Source organism: Kribbella sp. NPDC050459 (assembly GCF_040655315.1).
GTDB lineage: Bacteria > Actinomycetota > Actinomycetes > Propionibacteriales > Kribbellaceae > Kribbella.
Genome location: NZ_JBFAJQ010000015.1, coordinates 171,681 through 193,167 on the forward strand (window position 1 = coordinate 171,681; position 21,487 = coordinate 193,167).

Annotated in this window: 21 protein-coding genes; 8 read left to right on the top strand and 13 right to left on the bottom strand. The window is 70.1% G+C overall.

Features of this window, described 5'->3' with window-relative positions; translation table 11 throughout:
• Positions 1–31 precede the first annotated feature (31 nt).
• Both AB0I12_RS35770 and AB0I12_RS35775 read right to left on the bottom strand, forming a co-directional pair.
• Positions 32–301 (bottom strand): DUF3017 domain-containing protein, encoded by a 270-nt coding sequence (locus tag AB0I12_RS35770; RefSeq protein ID WP_359938612.1) that lies wholly within the window; start codon positions 299–301, stop codon positions 32–34.
• Between the two features lie 43 nt (positions 302–344).
• The gene (locus tag AB0I12_RS35775; protein WP_359938614.1) at positions 345–1,202 is read right to left on the bottom strand and encodes a bifunctional methylenetetrahydrofolate dehydrogenase/methenyltetrahydrofolate cyclohydrolase; all 858 of its coding nucleotides are present in this window, start codon (positions 1,200–1,202) and stop codon (positions 345–347) included.
• 277 nt (positions 1,203–1,479) lie between these two features.
• Here AB0I12_RS35775 and AB0I12_RS35780 point away from each other — a divergent pair, with 277 nt between their 5' ends.
• On the top strand, positions 1,480–2,469 hold the full coding sequence (locus AB0I12_RS35780; protein ID WP_359938616.1) for a pirin family protein: 990 nt from the start codon (positions 1,480–1,482) through the stop codon (positions 2,467–2,469).
• On the opposite strand, the gene AB0I12_RS35785 is transcribed toward AB0I12_RS35780, so the two are convergent.
• Positions 2,466–2,777, bottom strand: a complete 312-nt coding sequence (locus AB0I12_RS35785; RefSeq protein ID WP_359938619.1) for a cupin domain-containing protein — start codon at positions 2,775–2,777, stop codon at positions 2,466–2,468. The two genes, AB0I12_RS35780 and AB0I12_RS35785, sit on opposite strands and share 4 nt — an antisense overlap.
• A 72-nt stretch (positions 2,778–2,849) precedes the next feature.
• Between AB0I12_RS35785 and AB0I12_RS35790 the strand changes: the two genes are divergently transcribed.
• On the top strand, positions 2,850–3,782 hold the full coding sequence (locus tag AB0I12_RS35790) for a helix-turn-helix domain-containing protein (RefSeq protein WP_359938622.1): 933 nt from the start codon (positions 2,850–2,852) through the stop codon (positions 3,780–3,782).
• Here AB0I12_RS35790 and AB0I12_RS35795 read toward each other — a convergent pair.
• Positions 3,767–4,411: a phosphotransferase gene (locus AB0I12_RS35795; RefSeq protein ID WP_359938625.1), complete on the bottom strand. Its 645-nt coding sequence runs from the start codon at positions 4,409–4,411 to the stop codon at positions 3,767–3,769. The genes AB0I12_RS35790 and AB0I12_RS35795 overlap by 16 nt on opposite strands.
• Positions 4,412–5,674 (bottom strand): glycoside hydrolase family 18 protein, encoded by a 1,263-nt coding sequence (locus AB0I12_RS35800; RefSeq protein ID WP_359938628.1) that lies wholly within the window; start codon positions 5,672–5,674, stop codon positions 4,412–4,414. It lies immediately after the preceding gene.
• A gap of 86 nt (positions 5,675–5,760) precedes the next feature.
• Between AB0I12_RS35800 and AB0I12_RS35805 the strand changes: the two genes are divergently transcribed.
• Both AB0I12_RS35805 and AB0I12_RS35810 read left to right on the top strand, forming a co-directional pair.
• Positions 5,761–6,471 (top strand): transporter substrate-binding domain-containing protein, encoded by a 711-nt coding sequence (locus tag AB0I12_RS35805; RefSeq protein WP_359938631.1) that lies wholly within the window; start codon positions 5,761–5,763, stop codon positions 6,469–6,471.
• A gap of 199 nt (positions 6,472–6,670) precedes the next feature.
• The gene (locus tag AB0I12_RS35810; protein ID WP_359938634.1) at positions 6,671–9,907 is read left to right on the top strand and encodes a S8 family serine peptidase; all 3,237 of its coding nucleotides are present in this window, start codon (positions 6,671–6,673) and stop codon (positions 9,905–9,907) included.
• Between the two features lie 62 nt (positions 9,908–9,969).
• Here AB0I12_RS35810 and AB0I12_RS35815 read toward each other — a convergent pair whose 3' ends face one another.
• Complete coding sequence (locus AB0I12_RS35815; protein ID WP_355473860.1) at positions 9,970–10,962, bottom strand: malate dehydrogenase; 993 nt, start codon at positions 10,960–10,962, stop codon at positions 9,970–9,972.
• Positions 10,963–11,154: 192 nt separating this feature from the next.
• Here AB0I12_RS35815 and AB0I12_RS35820 point away from each other — a divergent pair, with 192 nt between their 5' ends.
• Complete coding sequence (locus AB0I12_RS35820; protein ID WP_359938637.1) at positions 11,155–12,282, top strand: glycerophosphodiester phosphodiesterase; 1,128 nt, start codon at positions 11,155–11,157, stop codon at positions 12,280–12,282.
• 16 nt (positions 12,283–12,298) lie between these two features.
• Positions 12,299–13,105: a fused MFS/spermidine synthase gene (locus AB0I12_RS35825; RefSeq protein WP_359938640.1), complete on the top strand. Its 807-nt coding sequence runs from the start codon at positions 12,299–12,301 to the stop codon at positions 13,103–13,105.
• Here the strand turns inward: AB0I12_RS35825 and AB0I12_RS35830 are convergent.
• Positions 13,068–13,622, bottom strand: coding sequence for a helix-turn-helix transcriptional regulator (locus tag AB0I12_RS35830; protein ID WP_359938643.1), 555 nt, complete (start codon positions 13,620–13,622; stop codon positions 13,068–13,070). The two genes, AB0I12_RS35825 and AB0I12_RS35830, sit on opposite strands and share 38 nt — an antisense overlap.
• 45 nt (positions 13,623–13,667) lie before the next feature.
• On the opposite strand from AB0I12_RS35830, the gene AB0I12_RS35835 reads away from it, so the two are divergent.
• Complete coding sequence (locus AB0I12_RS35835; RefSeq protein WP_359938646.1) at positions 13,668–14,528, top strand: MOSC N-terminal beta barrel domain-containing protein; 861 nt, start codon at positions 13,668–13,670, stop codon at positions 14,526–14,528.
• On the opposite strand, the gene AB0I12_RS35840 is transcribed toward AB0I12_RS35835, so the two are convergent.
• Both AB0I12_RS35840 and AB0I12_RS35845 read right to left on the bottom strand, forming a co-directional pair.
• A complete protein-coding gene (locus tag AB0I12_RS35840) occupies positions 14,525–14,995 on the bottom strand; it encodes a lamin tail domain-containing protein (protein ID WP_359938649.1) in 471 nt (156 codons plus the stop codon). The genes AB0I12_RS35835 and AB0I12_RS35840 overlap by 4 nt on opposite strands.
• A gap of 112 nt (positions 14,996–15,107) precedes the next feature.
• The gene (locus AB0I12_RS35845; protein ID WP_359938652.1) at positions 15,108–15,869 is read right to left on the bottom strand and encodes an MBL fold metallo-hydrolase; all 762 of its coding nucleotides are present in this window, start codon (positions 15,867–15,869) and stop codon (positions 15,108–15,110) included.
• 82 nt (positions 15,870–15,951) lie between these two features.
• On the opposite strand from AB0I12_RS35845, the gene AB0I12_RS35850 reads away from it, so the two are divergent.
• Positions 15,952–16,905, top strand: coding sequence for a helix-turn-helix domain-containing protein (locus AB0I12_RS35850; protein WP_359938654.1), 954 nt, complete (start codon positions 15,952–15,954; stop codon positions 16,903–16,905).
• On the opposite strand, the gene AB0I12_RS35855 is transcribed toward AB0I12_RS35850, so the two are convergent.
• The 4 genes from AB0I12_RS35855 to AB0I12_RS35870 all read right to left on the bottom strand — a co-directional run bounded on the left by AB0I12_RS35855 (position 16,881) and on the right by AB0I12_RS35870 (position 21,301).
• The gene (locus AB0I12_RS35855; RefSeq protein WP_355696210.1) at positions 16,881–17,141 is read right to left on the bottom strand and encodes a hypothetical protein; all 261 of its coding nucleotides are present in this window, start codon (positions 17,139–17,141) and stop codon (positions 16,881–16,883) included. The two genes, AB0I12_RS35850 and AB0I12_RS35855, sit on opposite strands and share 25 nt — an antisense overlap.
• Before the next feature lie 75 nt (positions 17,142–17,216).
• On the bottom strand, positions 17,217–17,981 hold the full coding sequence (locus AB0I12_RS35860) for a hypothetical protein (RefSeq protein WP_359938657.1): 765 nt from the start codon (positions 17,979–17,981) through the stop codon (positions 17,217–17,219).
• A gap of 1,472 nt (positions 17,982–19,453) precedes the next feature.
• On the bottom strand, positions 19,454–20,431 hold the full coding sequence (locus tag AB0I12_RS35865) for a CAP domain-containing protein (protein ID WP_359938660.1): 978 nt from the start codon (positions 20,429–20,431) through the stop codon (positions 19,454–19,456).
• A gap of 174 nt (positions 20,432–20,605) precedes the next feature.
• Complete coding sequence (locus AB0I12_RS35870; protein ID WP_359938663.1) at positions 20,606–21,301, bottom strand: CAP domain-containing protein; 696 nt, start codon at positions 21,299–21,301, stop codon at positions 20,606–20,608.
• Positions 21,302–21,487 lie beyond the last annotated feature (186 nt).

A 21,487-nucleotide genomic window follows, 5' to 3' on the forward strand; every position in this document is an offset into this window, starting at 1 on the left:
CGGCGGTAGGGGACCTGACGGCCGTCCGGCATCAGTTCGGGATGATCAGGCCCAGGACGGCGATGGCGGTGGCGGTCAGGATCAGGAAGCTGGTGTCGAACATGCGGCTGCGGATCTGCAGGAGGCCGGCCGCGGTGTCGGAGAGGGTGGCTCGGAGGACGGCGGCCAGGCCGACGGCGCCGGCGAAGACGAGTACCCCGTTGCGCCAGTCGTAGAACCAGAGCACGACCAGGCCGGTGAGGGCGACCAGGAGCGTCAACGCCAGCGGCCACTGGCTGCGGCGTTGGGCCTCGCCCGCCATCAGCACGCCGTACCCGTCTCGGCGCTCCGCCGTACGCCGGCGGTCACTGCGCCAGGCTCGCTTCGGCGGCCTCGACGACGTTGGTGAGGAGCATCGCCCGCGTCATCGGGCCGATACCGCCGGGCATCGGCGCGATCCACGCGGCCTGCTCACGGGCGGCGGCCTCGATGTCGCCGACGATCTTGCCCTCGGCGTTGCGGCTGGTGCCGACGTCGAGGAGGACGGCGCCGGGCTTCACCATGTCCGCCGTGATCAACCCGGCCGAACCGGCGGCGGCGATCACGATGTCGCCGGTCCGGACGACGGCGGCGAGGTCCTTCGTGCCGGTGTGGCATTGGGTCACGGTCGCGTTCTCGCTGCGCCGGGTGAACAGCAGCCCCATCGGCCGGCCCGCGGTCACGCCACGCCCGACGACGACCACGTGCGCGCCGGCGATCGGTACGTCGTACCGCCGGAGGATCTCCACACAGCCCTTCGGCGTGCAGGGCAGCGGGCCGTCCTGGCCGAGGACGAGCTTGCCCAGGCTGACCGGGTGCAGGCCGTCGGCGTCCTTGGCGGGGTCGATCAGCCCGAGGATCGTGTTCGTGTCGACGTGCTTGGGGAGCGGGAGCTGGACGATGAAGCCGGTGCAGTCCGGGTTCTCGTTGAGCTCCTGGACCTTGGCGGCGATCTCGTCCTGGGTCGCGGTCGCCGGCAGCTCGACCTGGATCGAGGAAATCCCGACCGCCGCGCAGTCGCGGTGCTTGCCCGCCACATACGCCCGGCTGCCAGGGTCGTCGCCGACCAGGATCGTGCCGAGCCCGGGCACCACGCCCTGCTCGGCAAGCTTCGCGACCCGGACCTTCAACTCGTCCTTGATCGCCGCCGCCGTGGCCTTACCGTCCAGAATCTGCGCCGTCACGACTCCAGAGTCTGCCACGCGCGCGGGCCCGGGTCGCATCCGGCTCGGCCCCACTCGGGTGAGCGGACGTGCGCCACTCACCAAGCGCGCCGCGGACGCGGGCGCGCAGCGTGAAGTTGGTCGGACGAAGGGGCTTTCGGGAGGTTGGTGAGTGATGGAGGTCCGCATCCAGCGCCGCGTGCCGGCCAGTTCCGCGGCGGCCCGGGAATGCGGGCGCTCTTGCTCCGGTTCGAGGGGATAGTTTATTCTTGAACTACCGACCAGCGAGGAGCACACCATGCCCGCCGTGACCGTCAGCGACATCACCGTCCTGCCCCGCATCAGCGAGCAGGACCCGGCCGTGGTGCGGGAGCGTGCCGTGAAGTCGGTGACGTCCGCGCCGAGCGGCTACGAAGGCGAGGGCTTCCCGGTGCGGCGCGCGTTCGCGGGCGTCGACCTGCGCGACCTGGACCCGTTCATCCACATGGACCAGATGGGCGAGGTCGAGTACGCGCCGGGTGAGCCGAAGGGCACCCCGTGGCACCCGCACCGCGGCTTCGAGACCGTCACGTACATGCTCGACGGCATCATGGAGCACCAGGACTCCACCGGCGGTGGCGGCGTGATCTCCAACGGCGACACGCAGTGGATGACCGCGGGCAGCGGCCTGCTGCACATCGAGACGCCGCCGGAACACCTCGTGGTGAGCGGTGGCCTGTTCCACGGCATCCAGCTCTGGGTGAACCTGCCCAAGGCGCTCAAGTGGGCCCCGCCGCGCTACCAGGACATCCGCGGCGGCGACTCCGCTCTGCTCTCCACGCCCGACGGCGGCTCGCTGATCCGCGTGATCGCCGGCACGGTCGACGGCCACAACGGACCGGGGTCGACCCACACCCCGATCACGCTCGTCCACGCCACGGTCAGCCCCGGCGCGGAAATGGTGCTGCCGTGGCAGCCGGACTACAACGCTCTCGTCTACGTCCTGGCCGGCCAGGGCACGGTCGGTGCCGACCGCCGCCCGATCCGCAAGGGCCAGCTGGCCGTCTTCGGTCCCGGCGACACCATCCGTACGGCGGCGAGCACGTCGCAGTCGCAGGCGGAGCCGAACCTCGACGTCCTGGTGATCGGCGGCCGCCCGATCCGTGAGCCGATCGCGATGGCCGGGCCGTTCGTGATGAACACCCGCGCCGAGGTCATCCAGGCCTTCGAGGACTTCCAGGCCGGCAAGCTCGGCACCATCCCCGCGGTCCACGGCGCCCCGACCGAGCTGCGCAGCACCGAGGACTAACCCTCGGGGTAGAACAAGAACAGCGTGCAGCCCTTCGCGGACTGCGGAACGTGCGACGATCCGGCCGGGGCGTGGATGAACGAACCGGCCGGGTAGTCACGGGCGCCGTCGTTGAAGACGCCGTCGACGACGAACACTTCCTCGGGTCCGGGATCGTGGACGTCGATGCCTTCCCAGCGGGAGCCCGGATCCATCTGCAGGACGAACGCCTTCGCGACCGTGCCGGCCCAGAGCGGGCGCAGCCTGATGCCCGGAAAGAGTTCGCGGACCGGCGCTTCGTCGACGCACGCCCATTCGTAGTTCTCCATGCATCTGATCCAACAGGTATCCACAGCTTTGTCCCCAGTGTCTGGATAGTCCCTGTGCGGTACTTTTCTGCCATGCACCGGGTTGTCGCACTGGTGACCGCGCCGCAGGCGAGTTTCGAGCTCGGCTGCGCCGCCGCGGTCTTCCGGGACGCGCCGTACCGGTTCGGCGTCTGTACCGAGCAGCCGGGAAGCGTCCGCACCACCGAGGGTTTCGACTTGGTCGTCACCTCCGGGCTGCGCGCTCTCGACCGGGCCGACACGATCGTGGTGCCGGGGTGGTTACCGATCAACCGTGAGCCGACCGCGGCCGTCGTCCGCGCGCTCACCCGGGCCCATCGACGCGGCGCTCGGCTCGTCAGCATCTGTTCGGGCGCATATCTGCTTGCGGCGACCGGGCTGCTCGACGGGCGCCGGCTGGCCACGCATTGGCGGTACGCCGAGGAGCTGCAGCGCCGATTCCCCGCAGTGCAGGTCGATGCGGAGGTGTTGTACATCGACCACGGCGATGTGGCGACGAGCGGCGGGTCGGGGACCGGGATCGATCTGTGCCTGCACCTGGTGCGGAGCGATCAGGGCGCGGGGTACGCGGCGCGGGTTGCAGGGCGGATGGTGATGCCGCCGCATCGCGAAGGTGGTCAGGCGCAGTACCGCTCCGAGAGCCCAGGAAACGCGGGAGGCTCAACTGACGGAGTGGGTGCTCTGCTGGCGTGGGCGGTGGAGCGGTTGGGGGAGCCGGTCACGGTCGACGACCTCGCGCGCCGCGGGAACGTGTCGGCGCGGACGTTGGCGCGCCGGTTCGAGCAGCAGGTGGGCATGGCTCCGGGGCAGTGGTTGCTGGCGCAGCGGATCGCCAGAACACGTGTTCTGCTGGAGGAAACGGACCTTGCCGTCGAGGCCATCGCCGTGCGGGTCGGCCTCTCGTCGGCGACCAATCTGCGCCGCAGGTTCCGCGCCGCGCTGCACACCACCCCGAGCGCGTACCGGCGGGCCTATCGGGGCAGGTAGTCGCCGGTGTCGTCGAGCGTGATGTAGTGCTCGATGCGCGGGTCGGCCGGGTCCCCGCCGTACAGCTCGACGAAGCGCCGGGCCGCGGGCAGGCCGCCGTACTGCGGATTGAGGCCGCCGCGGAGGCTCTTGAACATCAGCGCGAGGTCCAGGTAGCGGTCGCCGACGCCGAGCCGGCTGAGGTCGAGGAGGCCGGCGAAGCGGAGCGTCGCCGGGTCGATGAAGACGTTCGGCGCCGCGTAGTCCCCGTGCGTGACCGCGGAGCCCGCACCGGGGAAGGGTGACGGGAACGGGCAGCCCGTCAGCTCGTCGAGGGCGCGAAGGCCCTCGGCCAGCGCGGCCAGGACCGCGGGACGGTCTGCCGCAGGCCAGTCCTGCGAGGCGTCCCGGCCGGCGAGCTCCGTGGTCAGGAGCCAGTTGTTGCCTCGGTCAACGACGCGCGGGCAAGGGAATCCCGTCGAGGCCAGCCAGGACAGCCGGTCCGCCTCGAGGTCCAGACCGGCTCCGGCCTTGTAGTACAGGCGTTCCCGGCCGCGGCTGAGCTTGACCACGGTCGCGCCGGAACAACCGACGTGGACCGGTTCGGCCTGATGAGCACCGAACCGGTCCTGGATAGTCTGGAGATCCACTCAGCGAAGGTTACGGTGCAACGCCGAGATCAGCTCCCCGTTTTGGGTGTCGCCGTCGAGCGACCAGATCATCGCCCCGCCCAGGTCGCGGTGCGAGATGTACTGCGCCTTGCGCCGCATCTCGACCGGGTCGTCCCAGGTCCAGAACGTCGTACCGTCGAACAGCCAGGCGAACCCGGCGCGGTTGTCGCGGTAGACGGTGTAGTTCGCCAGCTGTGCCTTGAGGTAGCGGTAGTCCTCGGTGCCGGCGTCGAACGTCGACGGCGCCGGACCGGTCGACGGCTGGAAGAGACCGTGGTTCTGGTTCGTCACGCCGGTCCAGCCGTGCGAGTAGAACGGCACACCCATCACCAGCTTGCTGCGCGGCGCGCCGCGGGACAGGTACGCGTCGATCGTCACCTGCGAGCTGAACTCCGGCGTCGTCGGATCCCCCGCGGGGCCGTCGATCGCGGACTGCTGGTTGGTGAGCGTCTCCCACGGTCCGTGGTAGTCGTAGCCCTGCGTCGTACCGAACGTCAGGTCCTTGAACAGCTTGCGGACCTCGAAGCCGCGGTCGATCATCGCCGGGTTCGCGGGCAGGAACGCGGTCAGGTCGTGCCGGCCGGGCAGCCGGTCGAGCTGCTTGCGGTACTCGTGCACCAGCGCGGTGAAGTTCTGCTTGTCCTCCGGCCGGATCACGTTGCCCGGGTTGCCTTCGCTGGCCGGCCACTCCCAGTCCAGGTCGATGCCGTCGAAGATCCCCTTCGCGGCGCCGGCCGGCAGACCGGGCAGGTTGCCTTTCAGCCAGAGGTCCAGGCACGACGTCACGTGCGCGGCCCGCGAGGCCGGCGTGAGCGCCGCGTCGGAGAAGTGCGCCGAGCCGGTCCAGCCGCCGAGCGAGATGCTGATCCGGAGCTTCGGGTACTTCTGCTTGAGCTGCTTCAGCTGGTTGAGATTGCCGTTGAGCACCTGACCGGGCTCGTCGGCCTTGCCGTTCACACTCTGCTCGGCGGTGAACGGCCGCTGGTAGTCGGCCCACGGGTCGCTGCTGTAGCAGTTCCCCTGGGCGTCGACGAAGCCGAACGCGTAGTTGATCTGGGTCAGCCGGGCCGCGGACCCGTTCTTGACCAGATCGCTGACCAGGAAGTTCCGGGCGTAGCCACTCCAGTTGGTGTAGTAGCCCACCACTCGTTTGTCGCTGCCGTGTGCTTCGGCAGGTACGGCGACAGTCGTTGGAACGACCATCGCGGCCGCCACCAGCAGCACCACACTCCGACGCCTCATAACACCCCCATCGGACGGTTCCTGCGGCACACAGTAGGACCCCACCCCGACTTAGGCAATGACTCTGCAAAAACTAGAATGCCGGTATGACGAGTGTGGCCGGCGATCTGGCGCCGAGTGGGGTCCTGCGAGCGTCGATCAACCTCGGCAATCCGGTGCTGGCGCAGGGGACGGCGGCGGCGCCTGGCGGCGTGACGGTCGACATCGCGCGCGAGTTGGCGCAGCGGCTCGAGTTGCCGTTGGAGCTGGTCTGTTTCGACGCGGCCCGGAAGTCGTTCGAGGCGATGACGACCGGCCGGGCGGATCTCTGCTTCCTCGCGATCGACCCGGCGCGCGCGACCGAGGTCGCGTTCACCGCGCCGTACGTGGTGATCGAGGGCGTCTACGCCGTACCGCGGGAGTCCGCGCTGACGACGGTCGCCGAGGTCGACGCGCCGGGTGTGCGGATCGGCGTGAAGCAGGGATCGGCGTACGACCTCTACCTGACCAGGACGTTGCGCGAGGCCACGGTCGTCCGCGGCGCGGAGGGCGTCGACGTCTTCCGGGCCGAGGGGCTGGAGGCGGCGGCCGGTATCCGTCAGCCGATCACCCGGTACGTCGCCGAGCACCCGGAGCTCCGCCTGATCGACGAGCGGTTCATGCAGATCCAGCAGGCCGTCGGCACCGCGAAGTCGAAGCGCCCGGAGACGGTTGCCTACCTCCACGACCTGATCGAGGACCTGAAGTCTTCGGGGTTCGTCGCCCGGTCCCTGGCGGCCTCCGGCCAGGCCGACGCCACCGTGGCTCCCGCGACCTGATTCGCCGCCCAGCGGGTGCCGGCGATCCGGAAGCTCACCGTCCAGGTGTCCGGTGACGACGGCAAGACCTGGCACGACGCCGCGGAAGGTAACGGACGTGACCGTTATCAGTTCCTACCGATCGGGCTGATGCAACCCTGAAGGTCGGTTGCGGCGTCTAGCTGGTGCGCCGACAACTGACTTTTTTTGGGGTGAGGCTGTGAGTTCGAGAAACATGCGCAGAGGAACGCCCGCGATCGCCGTCCTGGCGGTCGCGGGCTTTGCCGCCGGGGCCCTGACGCCGGCTCAGGCGGCGCCGACAGCACCCGTCGTTCCACCGGCCGGTGGCGGCAAGGACGTCAGCGTCACGCTGATCACCGGCGACCGGGTGCTGCTGCCCGGTGGCGACGTCGCCAAGCTGACCGTCGAGCCCGGCAAGGGCCGGGAGAACGTCGGCTTCGTCAAGCAACGGTTCCGGGACCACGCCTACGTGATCCCGGCCGACGTCAGCAAGGACGTCGGAAGCGGCCGGATCGACCGCCGGCTGTTCGATGTCGCCGGCTTGGTGAAGGACGGGTACGACGACGCGTCGACCAGCACGATCCCGGTGCTCACGACGTACAGCGGAAACGCGAAGCGCGCCGTACCCGCGGGTGCGAAGGTGCTGCGGCAGTTGCCGTCGATCAGCGGCGCGGCGATGAAGGTCAGCAAGAGTGGTGCGAAGAACTTCATCGGCTCGGCCGGGTTCAGCAAACTCTGGCTGGACGGGAAGCGGAAGGTGCTGCTGGACCAGTCGGTGCCGCAGATCGGCGGGCCGGACGCGTGGCAGGCCGGGTACACCGGCAAGGGCGTGCCGGTGGCGGTCCTCGACACGGGCGTGGACGCGACACATCCCGATCTCGCGCCGCAGATCGCCGGCGCCAAGAACTTCACCACCGAGTCCGCCGACGACGTGGTCGGGCACGGAACGCATGTCGCGTCGACGATCGCCGGCACCGGCGCCGCGTCGGACGGACGGTACAAGGGCGTCGCGCCGGACGCGAAGATCTACGACGGCAAGATCTGCGAGGTCTACGGCTGCGAGGAGTCGGCGATCCTGGCCGGCATGGAGTGGGCCGCGACCGACGTCAAGGCGAAGATCGTCAACCTGAGCATCGGCGGTCCGGACACGCCCGAGCTCGACCCGGTCGAGGAGGCCGTGAACCGGCTGACCGCGCAGACCGGCGCGTTGTTTGTCGTTGCCGCTGGCAACAGTGGCCCCGGTGACGGGACGATCGAGTCGCCGGGCAGCGCGGACGCGGCGCTGACGGTCGGCAACGTCACCAAGCAGGACGAGCTGAACCTGACGTCGAGCCGCGGCCCGCGGATCGGCGACAGTGCGCTGAAGCCGGACGTGACCGCGCCGGGCACCGACATCGTCGCGGCGAAGTCGAAGGACTCGTCGATCGGCGAACCGGTCGGCGACAAGTACCTGCGGCTGTCGGGTACGTCGATGGCGACGCCGCACACCGCCGGCGCGGCCGCGATCCTGCTGCAGGAACATCCGTCCTGGACGGCTGCCGAACTGAAGGCCGCGCTGATGGGATCGGCGAAGGTCGCGGCGGATCAGACCGCGTTCCAGCAGGGCGCCGGGCGGATCAACCTGACCACGGCGATCAAGCAGAACGTGGTCGCCGAGCCGGGCAGCGTGTCGTTCGGCCTCGCGGCGTACCCGCACGACGACGACCAGCCGGTCACCCGCGAGGTGACGTTCCGGAACCTAGGCGACGCCCCGGTCACGCTCGCGCTGTCCTCGGTGCTGACCGGTCCGGGCGGCGTGGCGGCCCCGGCCGGTGCGCTCGAGCTCAGTGCCGACTCGGTCACCGTCCCGGCCGGCGGTACGGCGTCCGTACAGGCGACATCGGACACCACGCTCGGCGGCGCGGACGGGCTGTACAGCGGCCGGATCACGGCCACGGGCGGCGGCCAGACCGTCGTCGTACCGGTCGGGGTCAACAAGGAAGGTCCGTCGTACAACCTGACTGTCAAGGTGATCGCGCGCAACGGAAACCCGGAGCCGAACTACCCGGTGACGTTGCTGGGCGTGGACAACGAGCAGAGCAAGCACCTGGCGCCGGACGAGACCGGTTCGGTGACCGTGCGGCTGCCGCAGGGCGAGTACCTGCTCAACACGTTCCAGGAGTTCGAGCGCGGGACCGACGACTGGATCTTCTTCACGCTGGTCGCGCCGAGCGTGCAGCTGACCGCGGACCGGACCGTCGTGCTGGACGCGCGGAAGGCGGAGCCGATCACCACCTCGGTGCCGGATGCCACCGCGAAGCAGGCGAACTCGGGCATCGGGTTCGACCGGACACTCAAGGGCGGGGAGTACATCTACGATGCGGGCGGCTTCAGGTCCGGCGAGATGTTCACCTACAACGCCGGGCCGAAACTGCCGGCGGACCAGCTGATCGGCCATGTGACGTCGCAGTGGGGCATCCCCGGCGAGGACGGGTTCTACACGAACACGCCGTACCTGTACGGGATCGCGAACTACTTCCCCGGCGACTTCCCGACCGGTTTCGACCGGAAGGTGAAGCAGTCCGACCTGGCGACCGTCGACGCGACGGTCAACTCCGCGGACGGCAAGCGGCTGTTCAAGATGCTGTTCCCGACCGGGCCGAACGGCGACAGCGGCTGGGCCCGCGTCATCCGCCTCGATCCCGCGCGGACCATCCGGTACTACGTCGACGAGACGCCGTACGGCTTCGGCGGCGCGACCGAGGAGGACAGCGACGGCTCGGACTTCCCGTTCGGCAAGTGGTCGCTGGAAGGCAAGTCGATGCCGTACAAGGCCGGGCGGTACTACCGGGAGCGCTGGAACGCGGCCGCGTTCGTGCCGTCGGTGTACGCCGCGACGCGGTCGGCGGGACAGCTTGGCATCTCCTTGTACTCGCTCACCGACGCGGACGGGCACACCGGCCAGATCGAGTTGACGGGCAGCACGAAGCTCTACCGGGACGGGGCCGAGATCGGGTCCACGAACCGGTTCGGCTACGTCAGCGTCGCGAACCAGCCGGCCGGTAAGGCGTCGTACAAGCTGGTCACGACCGGCACGCAGCAGCTCTGGCCGTTCTCGACGCGGATGGACCTGGAGGCGACGTTCACGTCGTCCGCGGACCAGCAGAACCTTCCGATCCACACGGTCGGCTTCCGGCCGGACGTGGACGGGAACAACACGATGGCCCGCACCCCGGTCACGACGCTGCCGTTCGAGGTCAGGGGCGGCGCGGTCGCGAAGGTGAAGATCGAGTACTCCGGTGACGCCGGGGCCACCTGGCGCCAGGCGCCGGTCGTGGGCGGGAAGGCGGTCTTCCCGACGCCGGCCGGCAAGACCGTCTCGTTGCGCGCGACGGCGACGGACGCGGCCGGGAACAGTACGACCCAGACCGTGATCGCCGCCTACAGCCTGCGGTGAGAACGGCAGCAGGCCCCCGGTTGCCTCACCGGGGGCCTGCTGTGCTGTTCCGAGGGCGAGGGTCAGCCGATCAGGCCGAGCTCCTTGACCGCGTCGCGCTCCTCGCCGAGCTCGGCGACCGACGCGTCGATCTTGCCGCGGGAGAACTCGTTGATGTCCAGGCCCTGGACGATCTCCCAGTTGCCGTCCTTGGTGGTCACCGGGAACGACGAGATCAGGCCCTCCGGCACGTCGTACGAACCGTCGGAGACGACCGCCATCGACAGCCAGTCGCCGTCGGCCGAACCCTTCAGCCAGTCGCGGGTGTGGTCGATGGTGGCGGCCGCGGCGGAGGCCGCCGAGGACGCACCGCGGGCCTCGATGATCGCGGCGCCGCGCTTCTGCACGGTCGGCAGGAAGTCGTTCTCCACCCAGGCCTGGTCGTTGACGACCTCGGCCGCGTTCTTGCCGGCCACCTCGGCGTGGAAGATGTCCGGGTACTGCGTCGCGGAGTGGTTGCCCCAGATCGTGAGCTTCTTCAGGTCGGTGACGTGCGTGCCGGTCTTCTTCGCCAGCTGCGCCAGCGCCCGGTTGTGGTCCAGCCGGGTCAGCGCGGAGAACCGCTCGGCGGGGATGTCCGGCGCGTTGCTCTTCGCGATCAGCGCGTTGGTGTTCGCCGGGTTGCCGGTGACGGTGATCCGGACGTCGTCCGCGGCGTGCTCGTTCAGCGCCTTGCCCTGGACGGTGAAGATCGCGCCGTTGGCCTCCAGCAGGTCACCGCGCTCCATACCCTTGGTCCGCGGCCGCGCACCCACCAGCAGCGCGACGTTGACACCGTCGAAGACGACGTTCGGGTCGTCGCCGATCTCGATCCCGGCGAGCGTCGGGAAGGCCGAGTCCTCGAGCTCCATGACGACGCCCTCGAGCGCCTTCAGCGCCGGGGTGATCTCCAGCAGCCGCAGCTCCACCGGCGTGTCCGGCCCGAGCAGCGCCCCGCTCGCGATCCGGAACAGCAGGCTGTAACCGATATTCCCCGCGGCCCCGGTAACGGCCACCTTCACCGGTGTAGTGCTCACGACTCGCTCCTAGCTCATCCGATTGTGTCCTTCGGACGCTAGCAAGCCGACTGTCGCAGCCCAACGCTGGGGGACCGCCTTTTACCTCACATCTCGATGGATCGTTCACCGAGCGGCCATCCGGCGTACCTCGCGCCGCCGACGCCGTACCCGAGGGTGACTCCCAGTCCCCTGACTCGTAAGGAGAACGTCATGAAGCTGCCTCGCCGGCTCGTCCCGGTCGCCGCCTCGGCGCTCGCGGCCGCCGCGGCCCTTGTCGTACCGCAGGCCGTGCCGTCCGCCGGTTCCGCCGAACCCGCGGCAGTCCGGGCGAGCAAGCACGACGACTTCGTCATCGTCGGGCACCGCGGCGCGTCCGGGTACCGGCCCGAGCACACGCTGGCGTCGTACGAACTGGCCGCGCGGATGGGTGCCGACTTCATCGAGCCGGACCTGGTGACCACCAAGGACCGCGTGCTGGTCGCCCGGCACGAGCCGGAGATCGGCGGTACGACGGATGTCGCCGCCCACCCCGAGTTCGCGGGCCGGAAGAAGACCAAGCAGCTCGACGGGGTCGCGGTCACCGGCTGGTTCACCGAGGACTTCACGCTGGCCGAGCTGAAGACGCTGCGCGCGGTCGAGCGGATCCCGGCGGTCCGGCAGCACAACACCGTGTTCAACGGGCACTACCAGATCCCGACCTTCCAGGAAGTGATCGACCTCAGCAAGCGGCTCTCCAAGGAACTCGGTCGCCCGATCGGCATCTACCCCGAGACCAAGCACCCGACGTACTTCCGGCAGCAGGGCCTCGCGCTCGAGCCTGGTTTGGTGCGCACCCTCGACCGCAACGGCCTGAACAGGAAGGACGCCAAGGTGTTCGTGCAGTCCTTCGAGGTCTCCAACCTGAAGGCGCTGCACAAGGAGCTCCGGGTTCCGTTGGTGCAGCTGACCAGCTCGAGCGGCGCGCCGTACGACTTCGTGGTCTCCGGTGACAAGCGCACGTACGCCGACGTCGTCAGCGCCGAGGGGCTGCGCGAGGTCGCGACGTACGCGGAGGGTGTCGGGCCGAGCAAGGACCAGGTGATCCCGCTCGACGCGACCGGCAAGCTCGGCAAGCCGACCGCCCTGGTCGCGAACGCGCACCAGGCCGGCCTGGTCGTGCACCCGTACACGTTCCGGGTCGAGAACACCTTCCTGCCGACCGACTTCGACAGCTCGGCGGTGCCGTCGGACTCGGGCAACCTGTTCGGCGAGATCGCGGCGTACCGCAAGGCCGGTATCGACGGCCTGTTCACCGACAACACCGACATCGCGGTGGCCGAGGAGGCCGAGGCCCGCTAGCTGGAATGATGGCCCGGTGGAACGCAAGGTCGGCTCCGGGCTAGCCAGTGTCGAGGTGCAGCACGACGGGACGTTCGTGCTGCGGGTCGACGGGTCGCCGCAGTCGCAGGTGGATCTCGCGGACCCGGGCAACCTGGCGTTCGAGTACATGCGCCGGATCGGTGACGTCGTGGACGCGGTCGCGCCGCGGCGTCAGCCGGTCGCGGTGCTGCACGTCGGCGGCGCCGCGCTGAGCCTGCCGCGGTACGTCGCCGTGACCCGCCCGCGGTCCCGGCAGGTCGTGCTCGAACCCGACGAGGACCTGACCGACTACGTCCGCGAGGCGCTGCCGCTGCCGAAGCGTTCCGGGATCAAGGTCCGCCCGGTCAGCGGCCGTGCGGGCATCTCCGAGGTGTACGACGACTCGATGGACCTGGTGATCCTGGACGCCTTCGAGCACGAGGCCGTCCCGGCGAACCTGGTGACGGCGGAGTTCTTCGCCGAGTGCGCGCGGGTGCTGCGGCCGACCGGCGTCCTGGTCGCGAACCTGATCGACGGCAAGGCCGGCCTGCCGTTCGTCCGCCGGACGGCGGCGACCGTTCAGGCGGCGATCGGGGCGGGTGTGGTGCTCGCGGAGCGGAAGATCCTGCGCGGCAAGGGATTCGGGAACGTGATCATGGTCGCGTCGCGCCAACCTGTACCCGACCTGACCGACGCGGGCCGCCGGGCGCAACCGCCGTACGACGTGATGCCGCTCGGCGAACTCGCCGGCAAGGCGGCCCCGCTCACCGACGCGGAGGGCTACCTCACGCCGCGCGCACCGGCCTCGGTGTTCCGGAGCTGACGCGGCCCCGCGCTTGCCCCGCGTCGGCGCTGAGCCGAGCCGCCGTGCGGGCGACTGCCGCACGCTCCTCGGGCGTGGCGCCGACCGAGCGGACCAGGTGGTCCAGCCGGTCCCGCCCGGCCAGCCGGGTGCCTTGGAGCCACGCCTGGATCGTCGCCCGCGGGATCCCTGTCTGCTGTTCCAGAGCCCGCAGCGAGCGCGGCCGCGTGAGGGCCGCGACCGCGGCACCCAGGTCCTCGAGGGTCGCCGCGTTCTCCAGCAAGGCGACGATGTCGCGCGGGTCGCGGCTCGCCTGCTCCCAACGCCGGCGCCAGACGGGCATCAGGTCCGCCGGGACGCCGCAACCCCGCAGATAGGCCGCTGTCACGTCCCACGTCGGCAACTGCTTGCCGCTGGTCGCGCGGATCAGCTGTGGATGTGAGTAGTGCGCGCGCTCGGCCAGCCGGCGGTAACTCAGGCCCGCGTGCCGACGTACCTGTTGCAAGGCAGCTGCGAAGTCCTCCACGTGTTCAAACATAACTCAACACGTTTCAACAGAGCAAGGCCGGTTAGGCTTGAGCCTGTGTCTGTCGTGAAGGTTGCTGCCCTGGCCTACTACCCGGTGAAGGGCCTCGCCGGGATCCCCGTCGAGACCGCTGAGGTCGGACCGACCGGATTACTGAACGACCGGTTGTTCATGCTCGTCCAGCCCGACGGGACGTTCCTCAGCCAGCGCAAGCTGCCGGCCATGGCGACGCTGCACGCCGAGGTGGCCGGTGACGCGCTCCGGCTGTCGGCGCCGGGCGCGCCGGATCTCGAGATCGGGATCCGGTACGACGGGAAGCGGCGCGACGTCAGCCTGTTCGAGAAGTGGTTCGGGCTCGGCGTGGTCCAGGATCCGGCCGCGGACCAGTGGTTCACCGAGCGGCTCGGCACCCCGGCGGCGCTGGTCCGGGTGACGCCCGAGCACGAGCGGCCGGGGTGGGGCGCGCACCGCGGGCTGACCGGCTTCGGCGACGCGCACGCGCTGATGATCACGTCGCAGTCGTCACTCGACGGGCTGAACGCCCGCATTCTCGAGCGCGGCGGCGACGCGATCCCGATGAACCGCTTCCGGCCGAACCTGGTGGTCTCCGGCTGGGACGAGCCGCACACCGAGGACCGGGTGCTCCGGATGACCGCCGGAGAGGTCGGGATCGGGTACTCCGCGCGCGGCATCCGCTGCGCCGTACCGACCGTGGACCAGGCGACCGGCGCCAAGTCCGGGCCGGAACCGACCCGGACGCTGGCGACGTACCGCCGCGAGCCCGCCTACGGCGGCGGGGTGAGCTTCGGCGTCAAGGCCGCAGTGCTTGCCCCGGGCACCATCCGGGTCGGCGACGAGATCGTCGTCCAGGAGTGGATCCCGGAGGGCGCCGACCCCGCGCCCGCGACGCGCGGCTAGCAGGCGACCCGGTAGCGGCCGGTGACGGCCTTGTAGGTGCAGGTGTCGAAGGTCTTGCCGGCCGGCGTCTGGAACCGGGCGGTGTCGCCGGTGTTGTTCCAGATGTACCAGCTCTGGTTCCAGTACAGCGTGAGCGCGCGGTTGCGGTTCTTGCCGGTGCGGACGATGACCGTCGACTGCCCCGGCAGGACGTAGCCGCGCGGGAACACGAACAGGTGGTTGGCGGCGTCCAGCACGCGGAAGCCGGACAGGTTGATCGGCCGCGAACTGATGTTGCGCACGGTGAAGAACTCGTTGTTCAGCTGGGCGTTCGTCCGGACGTCGGCGCCCGGCGGGTCGTACTGGATGCCGCTCAGGACCACGGTGATCGCCGCGTCGGCCTGCAGTGGTGCCAGCGCCGCCGAACCGGCCAGCACCACGGCGGCCGTGGCGGCGGAAAAGAGCGTGCGGAAGCGTCGTACGAACAAGGAATTCCCCCTTGGCAGTGGGCCGATGTCCCCCCGGCCCGATGAACACGAACTGCCGGTTCCCCCCGGCGGTCGCACACGCTATCCGTCACGCTCCGTGCTCGTCAAGTGCTCAATCAAGGTCGGTCGCGACACCGTGGTCGAGGAGCTTCACGCGGTCGGACAGACCGGCCTCCGCGAAGGCGGCTGCGAACTGGTCGGGGCCTTCGGTGAAGTGGGCCCACCCCTCGGTGTGCACCGGTACGACGACGGCGGCGGCAAGCAGACGCGCGGCCTCGACCGCGTCGGCGGACGTCAAGGTCAGGTTGGCTCCGTCGAGCAGCGTGGTGCGTGCGGCGCCGGCGAACAGGACCGCCACGTCGATCGGCGCGAACCGGTCGGCGATCTCCTTCACCAGGCCGAGCGACGCGTTGTCGCCGGAGACGTACACGGTCGGCAGTCCGTCTCCTTGCAGCACGAAGCCGGTGACCACGCCGAGGACCTCCTCCGCACCCTCCGGCCCGTGCAGCGCGGGTACGCCGGTCACCGTGATCACGCCGCCGTCCGGACGCGGCAGGTCGACCGACTCCCAGTTCGCCAGGCCGCGGACGCCGGAGATGCGGGTGGCCGCGTCGGGCGTCGACAGCACCGTCGGGATGCCGGCCAGCAGTGCGCGCCCGGCGTCGTCGAGGTTGTCCTTGTGCTGGTCGTGCGACACCAGGACGACGTCGACCGGGCCGAGCTCCGCGGCCGGGATCGCCGGGCCGGTGAGCTTCTTCATCACCCGGCCCGGGAGCTGGTACTCCCGGGGCTCGTCGAACGCGGGGTCGATCAGGAACGTGAGACCGCCGAGGTTCAGGACGGCGGTCGGGCCGCCGATGTGCGTGATCTTCATGACCACGATCCTCCGTCCTGGTGGCCCGTCTCACCATTGGCCCGGGAGCCATAGTTTCCGAAGATCGGGCCATACTGTTCTCATGCGTACTGTCGCGGTTCTCGCGTATCCCGGGATGAGCCCGTTCCACCTGTCCGTGCCGTGCCTGGTCCTCGGCGAGCGCCGCGGCCTGCCGGACCGGTACGACGTACAGGTGTGTGCCGAGCAGCCCGGGTCGTTTCCCACCAGCGCCGGGTTCGGGATCACGGTGGACCACGGGCTCGAGGTGATGGAGCGCGCCGATGTCGTGGTGCTGCCGAGCTGGGAGCCCGGGCTGGTCGCGCCCGACGTACTGCTGGACGCGATCCGGCAGGCGCACGCGCGAGGTGCGACCGTGGTCGGGCTGTGCCTCGGGGCGTTCCTGGTCGCGGAGAGTGGGATCGCCGCGGGACGTGAGGTGGTGACGCACTGGCGGTTCGCGGACGAGCTGCGGTCTCGGTACCCGTCGCTGAACGTGCGGGCGGACGTGCTGTGGTCGGATCAGGGGGATCTGGTGACGTCCGCCGGTACGGCGGCCTCGCTGGACTGCTGCCTGCACCTGGTGCGCACGCATCTCGGGGTCGAGATGGCCGAGAAGGTTGCCCGCGACATCGTGGTCGCGCCGCACCGGAGCGGCTCGCAGGCGCAGTACATCCCGGTGCCGGTGCCGCCGGACCCGGCCGACGACGTGATCGAGAAGGCGATGGTGTGGGCGCGGGCGCGGCTCGACCAGCCGGTCTCGCTCGACGAGTGGGCGGGGGCGGTGGCGATGTCCCGGCGTACCTTCACCCGGCAGTTCCGGGCGCGGACCGGGAGCTCGGGGCAGGCCTGGTTGTTGCGGCAGCGGCTGGACCGGGCGCGGTTGTTGCTGGAGACAACGGATCTGCCGGTCGAGCGGGTGGCCGCGGAGAGCGGGTTCGGGAGCAGCGACGCGTTACGGCATCACTTCCACGGCGTGCTGGGGACGACGCCGCAGCGGCATCGGCAGGAGTTCTACAGCAGCACGAGCAGGATGTAGATCACCGGCGCTGCGAACGTGACGAGCAGGATCCAGGCCATCATCCGGTGCGCCGGCTTGCCGCGGTCGAGCGACGACGCGAACGACAGCACCGCGCCCTCCTCGGTATGCCGGCTCAGCCCCATCCGCCGGGCCTCCTCGGGCCGCGGATCCGGCCGCTCCGCCGCCAGCGCGTCCGGATGAATCCCGAAATGCGCCGGCTCCACCCGATCCACGTCATCACGCTCGGAAAACATCCAGCCTCCCCCGGGTTGGTGGACCAGGTCGCAAAACCATGGTCGCACCAACCGGGAGGAATCGTGCGGGGGTTACTACGAGAAGTTCGCCACCCAGACGTTGCGGTCGGTGCAGAAGAGCAAGAGCGTGCATCGCTCGGCCGTACCGAACCCGACGCCGAGCGTGTCGAGGCTGCAGTTCAGAACAGTGCCCTTGCTGTCCGCCATCAGGTCGTCATAAGCCTGCTGGGCGCTCATCTTGTCCCCGCCTGCGCCGACCTGCGATCCGGACGAGTCGTTCATCCCGCTGCCCGTCTTGGCGCGGCTGCCGGCCGTCCCCTCGGCACTGTTGGTCAGGCTCGGGTCCTGCTTCAGGCGTGCGCACCCGTTGTCCACCCGGGCGTTGTCGATCATGTCGAAGAGTTGCTTCTCGTTGGCGTCCATACCGCCGTCCACCGGAGGCGGTGGGGGCGTTGTGGTGGTGGTCTGGGTCGGGCCGGGCGTGGTGACCGTGCGGCCCGGGGACGTGGGAGCCGTGGTGGGGTTGGACGTCGGGGCCGAGGTTGGTGCGACCGTGGGGGTGCGGGTCGACGACTTGGTTGGTTTGTCGGTCGGGGTGTCGGTCGGGCTCTCGGTCGGCGTGGTCGAGGGGGTGGCCGACGGGGTGCTGGTCGGGGTCGCCGACGGGGTCGCCGTCGGGGGGACGGTGACCTTGGCCGACGGGGTGACCTTGGCCGCCTTCGTGGTCGGGGTGATGTAGGTGTCGTCGGTACGCGTGACGATCGGCACGGACGCGTCGGCATCGTCGTTCTGTGGCTGGTGCAGCAGGATCCAGGAGATCGGCGTGATCACCAGCACCACGGACGCGATAGCGATAAAAGCCCGCCGCCCGCGCGAGGCCCGCTCCGCAGCCGCCGACCGAGCCGCAGCCCGCCGTCCCGGCCCGCCAGGCCCGGAACTCCCACGCCCAGAACCTCCCGGCCCAGAAGCTCCCCGCCCACCACCGGCAACATGCGCGGCCGCATCATCGACACCAGCCGCACCGAAGGCGCCTGACGTCGAGCGACCGTCCAACTGATCAGCCCCGAAGCCAGCTCCACCCACACCAGCCTCACCCGCCCGCGCACCTACTCCCGACCGCTCCCCGCCAAAGCCGGTTCCACCGAGGCCGGTTGCACCCAGCCCGGCTTCGGAAGCCTGTGCGCCTGTCGCGGAGTGACCGTCCGCGCGCTCCGTGCCGAAGCCGGTCGCGCCGAGGCCGGCTTCCGCCGCCTGTGCGCGTGCCGCCGCTCGGTCGTCGCCGAAGGCAGTACCGGCGATGCCTGTTGCGCCGAGTCCGGCTTCTGTGGCGCGTGCGCGTGCCGCCGCTCGGTCGTCCGCGCCGACGCCGGAGGCGTTGGTGCTTGCGGCTGGTGTGCCTTGGCCGGCTGCTGCTAGGGCTGCCGCGCCGGCGTCTGCCGCCTCGTTTCGAGGGGCTGACCGACGTCCGGCGTTGGCTAGGTCGTCAGCAGCCGTGGTCCCGGCACCCCTCGCACCGCCCGCGAGGCCGGCGCCGTCCGAGCCTCGGGTGGACTCGGAGCGCGGGGTTGCCAGGGTGGCCCAGTCGTCGGTGGCTCGGCGGGAGGACCAGGTGCCGGCGGTTTCGCCCAGGGGGGCTGGGGGCTCGGAGCGGGCTGCTCGGCGGGCGCGGCTCGGTGGTTCGGTGTCGCCCGTGAGGGACTGCTCGACCCAGGACGGCGTACCACCGGCAGGTCGCCGGTTCGCCGTACCTGAGGTGGACTCCTCGGCCGGCCGCGTGGGCAGGCCAGAGGTCGTGTCGGGGGCGGTGTAGCTGGGGAGGGCACCGCGAGGGGCGTACTGGGGTGTGGCGGGGCGCGACTGGTTGCCGTTGGCCCAGAACGGGGACTCGCTGGACGAGCCGCCCTTCGGTGCACTCGCCCAGAACGGCGACTCGTCGCTCGTCCGCGGCGCATAGCGCGGCGGCTCGGGCGGAGCGGCCGGGGTGGATTCCGCGGGCGGAGTGGACCGGTTGCCGGACCGCGTCGAGCGGGACGCCGCTCGGGTCGCCTTCCGGCGCGGTTTGTACCGGCCGTTGCCGGACTCGGACATTATTTCGTTGTTCCCTTCAAAGTCGCGCCCCCAAGACGTTCCTCGCCAGATCGAGACGCCTCACCAGCCGTCTCACCGGAGCCCCCCAGGAACGTCCGGCAACATGACAAGGACGGATCTACCCGCCGCGACCGACCGCGAACCGGCCGGACATTGTGACCGTGGGACAACATTCCGGCCACACTCGGTGTTCTAGGCACAATGACAACCATGTCGGCCCGGCCTCAGCTTCGGCCGAAGTCCTGGACCCAACTGCCGGGTCCCCAGTCCGACCGCACCCGGCCGGGGTCGTACCCGATGCCGATCGAGGTGAATCGGCAGTTCAAGATGTTCTTGCGGTGCCCGTCGCTCTGCATCCAGGCGGCGACCACCTTCTGTGCGCTGTCGTAGCCGGCCGCGATGTTCTCGCCCCAGCTCGACCCGCGGTACCCGGCGGCCGCCATCCGGTCGCCCGGGTCCTGTCCGTCGGGGTTCGTGTGGTCCATGTAATGCCGCCGGACCATGTCCGACGCGTGCTTCCCGGCTGCCTCGACGAGCGCGCTGTCCAGCCGGAGCGGGCCGCAGCCCTGCTGCTCCCGGATCTGGTTCGTGTACTCGAGGACCTGCCGCTCCTGCGTGTTCGTCCCGCCGCCGCTCGTCGGCGGCTCCGGGGTGTCGCTCGGGGTCGGGCTGGTGCTCCGGGTCTTGGTCGGCGTACCGGTCGTGGTCGCGGTCTTCGTCGGCCGCGGCCGGCCGGTCTTCGTCTCCGTACTGCGCGGCGTGGTCGGCCGCACGGTCACGGTGGTCACGCCGACGGTGGGTGCGGTCGGCGTGCTGAGCGCGTGGCCGGGCGTGTCACTCGGCGTACCCGAGATGGTCGGTGTGCCGGTCGTCGTGGAGTTCGCGGCACCGCCGAGGGCCGGCGTTCCGAGCACGGCAGTGGTCGTGCGGCCGTTCGGCAAGGTCTTGGTGATGGTGATCAGCGGGGTGCCGGCCGTCGTACCCTCGACCGCCGAGCCACCGTCGACGCGGCTCTCCTCGGAGACGTTCAGGACCTTCGCGGTGTCGTCGACCCGGGACGTGTCGCGAGACATCAGCCAGACCACAGGGCCGATCGCGACCAGGACCGAGAGCGCGCTGACGATCGGGCCGACCAGGCCACGGCTCCTGCGGGGAGCTCGTCTACTGCCGCGGTGCCGCCGGGGGGTAGGCGAATCCGTCATGGGATGGGCGAATCCTCTTCGTTTTTCGTACCGAGTTGCGCGTCGTTCCCCGTGCTACAGCCAGGTCCCCCCTGGTCACCGAACAGCGACCTTAACCGACGCGCGAGGTCATCGTTACAGAGCCGATGACCCTCTTAACGAATCCTGAAGAAAACGATTGACTGAACTGGCGAGTCACCCGCCGAAATCTTGCACCCAGCTGCCGTTGCCCCAGTCCGGCTTCACCAGGCCGCTGTCGTAGCCGATGCCGATCATCGTGTACGAGCAGTTCAGGATGTTCGCGCGGTGGCCCGGGCTGTTCATCCAGCCCTGCACGACCGCGGTCGAGTAGCCGACGGCGATGTTCTCGGCCATCGCGCCGCCGCGGAATCCGGCCGCCTTCATCCGGTCGAACGGGCTGCGGCCGTCGAGGCTGTCGTGCGCGAAGTAGTGCTGGTCGACCATATCGGCCGCGTGCGCCTCGGCGGCCTGCGTGAGGGCCTTGTTGGTCCGCAGCGGCCCGCAGCCGGCCTTCGCCCGCTCCTGGTTGGTCAGGTCCAGGACCTGCGACTCGGCCGGGCCGGATCCGCCGACGGGCTTGGAGGTCTTGGTCGTCCTGGTCGGCGTCGGGGTCGCGGAGCGCGTGGGCGTCGGTGACGACGTGCTGGGCCGGGGCGTCCGCGTGCCGCCCCGGCTCGGAGCCGTCGTCGAGCGCGTCGGCCGCGGCGTGACGCTCCTGGTGGTGGTGGGGGTTTGGGACGGGGTACGGCGAGGTGTGTACGACGGACTCGTCGGACGGACCGGGGTCGTCGACGGGGCGTCGTCGGCAGCGGTCGTCATCGTCGTGACGGGCGTCTCCTGGCTCGTCACCCTGCTGTCCGTAGTACGCATGACGAACCACCCGACCCCAGCCATCAGGGCAAGAGCCGACAAGGAGGCGAGGAGCGGACCCACCACGCCGTTGCGCGTGGGACGTCTGTGGTTCGTCATGCTGTGCAGCCTTGCCCAGGCAAGAGCTTGCCAACTCCTGCGCAGAGCGCGCTTTACAACGGTTTGACTATGGCAATCGTTTGAATG